Below are 6,302 nucleotides of genomic sequence, written 5' to 3'. Positions count from 1 at the left end.
TTTAGGGGCGTAGTTCAATTGGTAGAGCACCGGTCTCCAAAACCGGGTGTTGGGAGTTCGAGTCTCTCCGCCCCTGCCAGTTACCAATTAAGTAATAATAAAAGAAGTATCTATTGATAACCCGATTAGCTTAATCGGGTTTTTCTTTATTTATCTAATAGCAAATATAGAGTTACTTTTCCCCTATTTGCTAATTTTCATTTGATCTTAGCTAATCTACTATCCCACTGTTTTATATACTTCAATTGTATTCATCACTTTAAATGCAAGAAATAAGCTCCCTGATTTATTTTTCTCTCATCCAATCTTTTGATGTTCTTTATTAATACTAAAAATAGGCGAGTTATTACTTACTGTTTATACCTTTTAATTACATTTACCACTCAAATGTATTGATGATATTACCTAATTTCCCTCCAAACTACCTTCTCTTTTATTTTTATCAGCTTATATGCATTTTCACCTAATGAGTAAGTTGTTACTTGCTACTTTATGTTTTTCAATAGTATTTGTGGGTTGAAAGGTATTTTAATGTGCTCAATCTTTAATTTAGATAAATGTCGTATACCGAGAATTGCTGGTTTAGCTTTATTAATCTCAAAAAATCATTTTGTTTATATTGTATAAATAAATGCCGATGAGTTATTCGTGATTGGTATATCTTATTAAAAGATAAAAAGAAGCATCAATTAAGAACATTGTGCAGTGGAACATAGTTTGTTTATAAAGTAGTAGGAAGGTGAGTGAATTCTGTTACTCACCTTCTTCTTTTATTGTTCACTTAACTGTGCATTTTTTATTGGCGTTTTAATCAGTTGATTGATAAGAGCTTGCTGATCGTTTTTTTGGAGCCAGACTGCATACAAAGGTTTGTTTATTGAGGTTTCTGAGAGCGTTTTTAGGCCTGGATATTGATATACCCAATGAGCAGGTAAAAATGCCGCTGAAAGCGATACAGGAAGTAATTGGCGGGTAATATGGGCAGAGGTCGTGATCATTACGGGTGTATCATCTTGGGTTAGTGATGGTTCATTTTTGGGATGAAAATCAACCCCCCACTCTAGCTTTATAAAATTATATTTTGTTAATGCAATATTTTTTTGGGAAGCCATAAGCTGTAAATCAATCGTACCGATGATAGTGCTTTCAAACTCATCCATTTTTGGGGGTTCAGTTGCGATTAATAAGTCTAATTCTCTAGAATGTAGTTGCTTAACAAGAGACTGGCGCGTTGAAACCCTAGCTTCGAGCCGCAGTTCATCATGTTGATTATAAAGTTCTTCTACCCAGTCAGTTAGATAACCTTCCCAAAGTGAAGCTGTTGCACCAATAGAAAGCTCAGTGTGTTGTGAGGCATGAGATATTTCTTTTTTAGCTTGCAACCAGGTATTCATTAACGATTCGGCATATGGAACAAGCCTTTCTCCCGCGGCTGTTAACCGGATATTGTTTCTATGCCTAGTAAATAAGCTTGTACCTAGCTGTGTTTCTAATTGTCTAATACGAAAGCTAACCGCTGATTGCGTTAAATAGAGTGATTCTGCGGCTCTACCGAAGTGCCTAGTCTTACTGACCTCTAAAAAAGTTCTCAATAACTCGCTGTCCACATGCATCTCCAATTATTTTTGTCGTGATGATTTAAATGTTTTGTTTTACAGATTGTCAATGCTGTCTAATACTCCGCGCCATATAGAGTTTGACTGTAATAAGTTAGGAGTGTGTCAGATGGCAGATAGCTTCATCACGACTAATCGTTTTTTTGATAATAAACATTACCCACGTGGCTTTTCTCGTCATGGTGATTTCACCATCAAAGAAGCTCAGTTGCTAGAACGTCTCGGCCAAGCTTTTAATGAGCTTGATATAGGTAAACGCGAACCTCAAACAGAAGAAGAAAAACTTTTCGTCGCTGTATGCCGTGGTGAGCGTGAACCTGCTACCCCAGAAGAAAAAGTTTGGGCAAAATATTCTAGCCGTATTAACCGTCCAAAACGCTTCCATACTTTATCTGGCGGTAAACCGCAGATAGATCCATCGGAAGACTACACTGATACAGATGATTAATATCATCATCGTATGATAAGAGGGACTACGGTCCCTTTATTTTTACGAGATAATAAAGTAGTTATCTGTCCATTCTTCTCAGCTTACTTGTTTTTGCAAATGAAGCAATAACTTATCCATCGCTCGATACCCTAGAGCTTCTAATAAATCAGAACGCTCAATAGTTTCTGCGGCATTAAGGTCGGCTATTGTTCTGGCAACTCTTAATATTCTGTGCCAAGCTCGGATGGAAAGACCTAACTTATTTAATGCATGTTCTAAGAATAATGCATCTTTTGCGGTTAGTAGGCAAAATTGTGTGGTTTCTCTTGGCGTTAGTAAACTATTAATTTTTCCGGCTCGCCTAAGTTGCCTATTTCTGGCTTCGATAACTCTTTGTCTGACGTGTTCACTTGTTTCACCTTGATTGGTTTGGCTACTCAATGAACCGAGAGGTAACAATGGAATTTCTATAGAGAGATCAAACCGGTCAATAAAAGGCCCTGATATGCGTGAAAGGTAACGTAGGATACGGGAAGGAGTTGAACGACTCATTTCTCCTTGGTAATGACCTGTTGGGCTAGGGTTTAGAGCTGCAACTAACTGAAAACTAGCGGGATAGCAAACTTTTGCTTTTGCTCGAGAAATACTAATTTTTCGGGATTCTAGTGGTTCTCGTAAAGAATCGAGTACTGAGCGGCTAAATTCTGGTAATTCATCTAAAAATAAAACACCGTGATGTGCAAGTGAGATCTCGCCAGGCTTGGGAAGAGAGCCACCGCCAATTAAAGCTGCAATTGATGCGCTATGATGGGGCGCTCTAAAAGGCCTTATCGGCCAATTCATGTCTTCTTTTGTATTTTCACTCAAGCTATGTAATGAAGCAACTTCTAACGCTTCCTGAGAGGTTAATGGGGGAAGTAAAGTCATTAGCCGACTGGCTAACATCGTTTTTCCTGTTCCTGGCGGACCCAATAAGAGTAAATTATGCCCACCAGCGGCACAGATTTCTAATGCTCGTTTACCATGTTCTTGGCCAATGATATCGTTAATATCACCTTCTTGCTTGATTGAGAGAGGTGCTTGGTGAATTTGTTGATTACAAAGCAATGTGTTTTTGTTATGTAAAAAATGACAAAGCTCCAATAAGGATGTTGCGAAATAAACGCTATTATCTGGGAGTAGGCCTAATTGATGTTGATTCTCCATAGATAGTATTAAGGAGCGTTGTTGTTTTAATGCTGATTGGGCGGCAGGAATAGCACTGCTGACATAGCGAACATCGCCAGATAAAGCAAGTTCACCTAAAAATTCATACTGTTTTAATGGCTCGTGGGGGAGCTGTCCTGATGATGCGAGTATGGCAATCGCGATTGCAAGATCATACCGACCACTTTCTTTTGGTAAGTCAGCTGGAGCTAAATTAACCGTCATTTTTTTAGCTGGATATTCAAATCCGCTATTTAGTAGAGCGCTTCGAACTCTATCTCTTGCTTCTTTTACGGCCGTTTCTGGTAGCCCAACGAGTGTTAAACCTGGGAGCCCATTACTAATATGTGCTTCAACAGTAACAAGAGGTGCTTCTAACCCAATTGATGCTCTAGTGTAAACAATCGCTAATGTCATGAGCCCTCCAATATTATTTACAGAGTAATATTCTGCTAAAAATAATTTGATTTATCTTGAATAGATAACATGTTTGCGAAGCCGATCGATAATTTAATTACTTAGTTACTGAGTTGTTTCAATTTACTACGAGTGGCTTCGAAGCTAGGTTATAACTGGGATTGTGTTAGTTTTATGAAGCGAGGATACTGTGCCGAGCTTGGTTATGCATAAGAAAAAGTAATTAGTTATGTGGGGTGAGTTTTAATGGTGCCAAATGACTAATATGGATGATGTAGCTGATTATGCTATGTATTCTATTGAATTTTACTGAGGAATGGCTATTTAAGTAGTTTATAATGCTAATTTCATTGTTATTATATGATTTTAAAGTAATTTAATGTTTTGAAAATAAATAAATTAAATAAAAGTTGTCAAAACGCCTTTAAAATGATAACTCTAAATAATAGATGATTAAGAATATTGAAAAAGTAAAACACATGAACGCATTTATCCAAGCAGTTAGCCTAATTATTATTAGCGTGGTGGTGATTATTATCCCACCGTGCGGGGCTGCACTTGGACGACGAAGGCTAAAATAACAGCCAGATCTCACGAGAACCCCGCACCGAAAGGCGCGGGGTTTTTTTTGACATAAATGTTGATTGATGCAAGCACACTAAATAAAACATAACAAATACAAATAGATAAAGTAGACAGACAGGAGATAAAGCATGAACGGAGCACAATGGTTAGTTCAAGCATTGCGAACACAGGGAGTTGATACCGTATTTGGGTATCCTGGTGGCGCAATTATGCCAGTTTATGACGCATTGTATGATGGTGGAGTTGAGCATTTGTTGTGTCGACATGAGCAAGGAGCTGTAATCGCGGCAATTGGTTATGCACGATCAACAGGAAAGACAGGGGTGTGTATTGCAACATCTGGGCCTGGCGCAACAAATGTTATCACGGGGCTAGCGGATGCATTATTAGACTCTGTTCCTGTTGTCGCCATTACCGGTCAAGTAGCTTCTGAATTTATCGGAACCGATGCCTTTCAAGAAATCGATGTCTTAGGGTTATCTTTAGCTTGTACTAAGCACAGTTTTTTGGTTGAAGACATCGAGGATTTACCTCGCATTCTTGCTGAGGCTTTCGCAATCGCAAATAGTGGGCGACCAGGCCCTGTACTGATTGATATTCCGAAAGATATTCAGCTACAACACGCTGAGTTGTCTCCGTTTTTAATGCCGGTAGAGCAAGAAGTCACGTCACCTTTATCAGAAATCCAACAGGCAAGAATGCTATTAGAACAATCAGAAAAGCCTATGTTGTACGTTGGTGGCGGTGTTGGAATGTCAGGTGCCGTAAAAGAATTACGCGAATTTATTGAGTTTACAGGTATTCCTTCAGTTGCAACATTAAAAGGGCTTGGTGCTGTGAGCCCTTTAGATGAAAACTATTTAGGTATGTTAGGTATGCACGGTACTAAAGCGGCCAATATTTCTGTGCAGCGCTGTGACTTACTCATCGCTGTTGGTGCTCGTTTTGATGATAGGGTAACAGGTAAGTTAAATACTTTTGCACCGAACGCCAAAGTGATTCATATCGATATAGACCACGTAGAATTGGACAAATTACGTCAAACGCATGTTGCGTTGCATGGTGATGCAAAAGTATTACTACCTGAATTAATGCTTAAAAAATCAATAGCACCTTGGCAGCAGGAAGTTCAGCAACTTAAAAAAGAATTCGGTTGGCGTTATGACCATCCTGGTGAGCCTATTTATGCACCACTGTTACTGAAACAACTGTCGGATAAAATGCAGCCAAATACGGTTGTTACTACCGATGTAGGGCAACACCAAATGTGGTCAGCACAACATATCACCGTTGATGGCCCTGAAAATTTCTTAACCTCAAGTGGGCTTGGAACCATGGGGTTTGGTATCCCTGCGGCAATTGGAGCACAGGTTGCTAGGCCTGAAGATACGGTTGTTTGTGTATCAGGAGATGGCTCATTCATGATGAATGTCCAAGAGCTGGGAACCATCAAACGTAAGCAACTTCCTGTAAAAATTCTTTTAATCGATAACCAGCGCTTAGGCATGGTTCGCCAGTGGCAAGAACTGTTTTTCGAACAGCGTTATAGCGAAACTATTTTAACAGACAACCCTGATTTTGTGGCATTAGCCAGCGCGTTTGGTATTAAAGGCCAACGGATCACAGATAAGTCGGAAGTTAATGCGGCATTAGATGAATTACTTAATAGCGAAGGTGCCTATTTATTACAGGTATCAATTAATGAACTAGAAAACGTCTGGCCGTTGGTTCCGCCTGGGGCTAGTAATGAAAAAATGATGGAGAAACCATTATGATGCAACACCAAATCTCGATATTGGCCCGTTTCCGTCCTGAGGTTTTAGAGCGTATATTAAGGGTCACTCGCCATCGTGGATTTCGTATTAATGCCATGAATATGGGACAATCGACAGACGGCGACAATGTTAATATTGAACTTACTGTAAGTAGTCAAAGGCCATTAACCCAGCTTTGTGCACAGTTAACCAAGCTTTCGGACATTACAGAAGTTGAAGTACTACAACAAGAATCACGACTATTACGCACACAAAGTGCAATGTAAGGAATAT

6 protein-coding genes and 1 tRNA gene are annotated in these 6,302 nt (G+C 39.3%); 5 read left to right on the top strand and 2 right to left on the bottom strand.

Features of this window, described 5'->3' with window-relative positions:
• Positions 1-3 precede the first annotated feature (3 nt).
• Positions 4-79 (top strand) — tRNA-Trp (locus PR725_RS03690).
• Positions 80-770: 691 nt separating this feature from the next.
• Here PR725_RS03690 and hdfR read toward each other — a convergent pair.
• On the bottom strand, positions 771-1,613 hold the full coding sequence (gene hdfR / locus PR725_RS03685; RefSeq protein ID WP_042851484.1) for an HTH-type transcriptional regulator HdfR: 843 nt from the start codon (positions 1,611-1,613) through the stop codon (positions 771-773).
• A gap of 112 nt (positions 1,614-1,725) precedes the next feature.
• Between hdfR and PR725_RS03680 the strand changes: the two genes are divergently transcribed.
• Positions 1,726-2,064, top strand: a complete 339-nt coding sequence (locus tag PR725_RS03680; RefSeq protein WP_004907240.1) for a DUF413 domain-containing protein — start codon at positions 1,726-1,728, stop codon at positions 2,062-2,064.
• Between the two features lie 78 nt (positions 2,065-2,142).
• On the opposite strand, the gene PR725_RS03675 is transcribed toward PR725_RS03680, so the two are convergent.
• Positions 2,143-3,669 (bottom strand): YifB family Mg chelatase-like AAA ATPase, encoded by a 1,527-nt coding sequence (locus PR725_RS03675; RefSeq protein ID WP_117162660.1) that lies wholly within the window; start codon positions 3,667-3,669, stop codon positions 2,143-2,145.
• Between the two features lie 479 nt (positions 3,670-4,148).
• On the opposite strand from PR725_RS03675, the gene ilvL reads away from it, so the two are divergent.
• From ilvL to ilvM, 3 genes are all read left to right on the top strand, one after another.
• Positions 4,149-4,250: an ilv operon leader peptide gene (gene ilvL, locus PR725_RS03670; RefSeq protein WP_071524553.1), complete on the top strand. Its 102-nt coding sequence runs from the start codon at positions 4,149-4,151 to the stop codon at positions 4,248-4,250.
• A 132-nt stretch (positions 4,251-4,382) separates the two neighbouring features.
• A complete protein-coding gene (ilvG, locus tag PR725_RS03665) occupies positions 4,383-6,029 on the top strand; it encodes an acetolactate synthase 2 catalytic subunit (RefSeq protein WP_004907245.1) in 1,647 nt (548 codons plus the stop codon).
• Positions 6,026-6,295: an acetolactate synthase 2 small subunit gene (gene ilvM / locus PR725_RS03660; RefSeq protein ID WP_004907250.1), complete on the top strand. Its 270-nt coding sequence runs from the start codon at positions 6,026-6,028 to the stop codon at positions 6,293-6,295. Before ilvG ends, ilvM begins: the two co-directional genes overlap by 4 nt.
• Positions 6,296-6,302 lie beyond the last annotated feature (7 nt).

The sequence above is a fragment of the Providencia sp. PROV255 genome, from assembly GCF_028478065.1.
Classification (GTDB): Bacteria; Pseudomonadota; Gammaproteobacteria; order Enterobacterales; family Enterobacteriaceae; genus Providencia; species Providencia rettgeri.
Note: the sequence above shows the minus strand (reverse complement) of the source record. Positions and strands in the feature narration are given on the sequence as shown.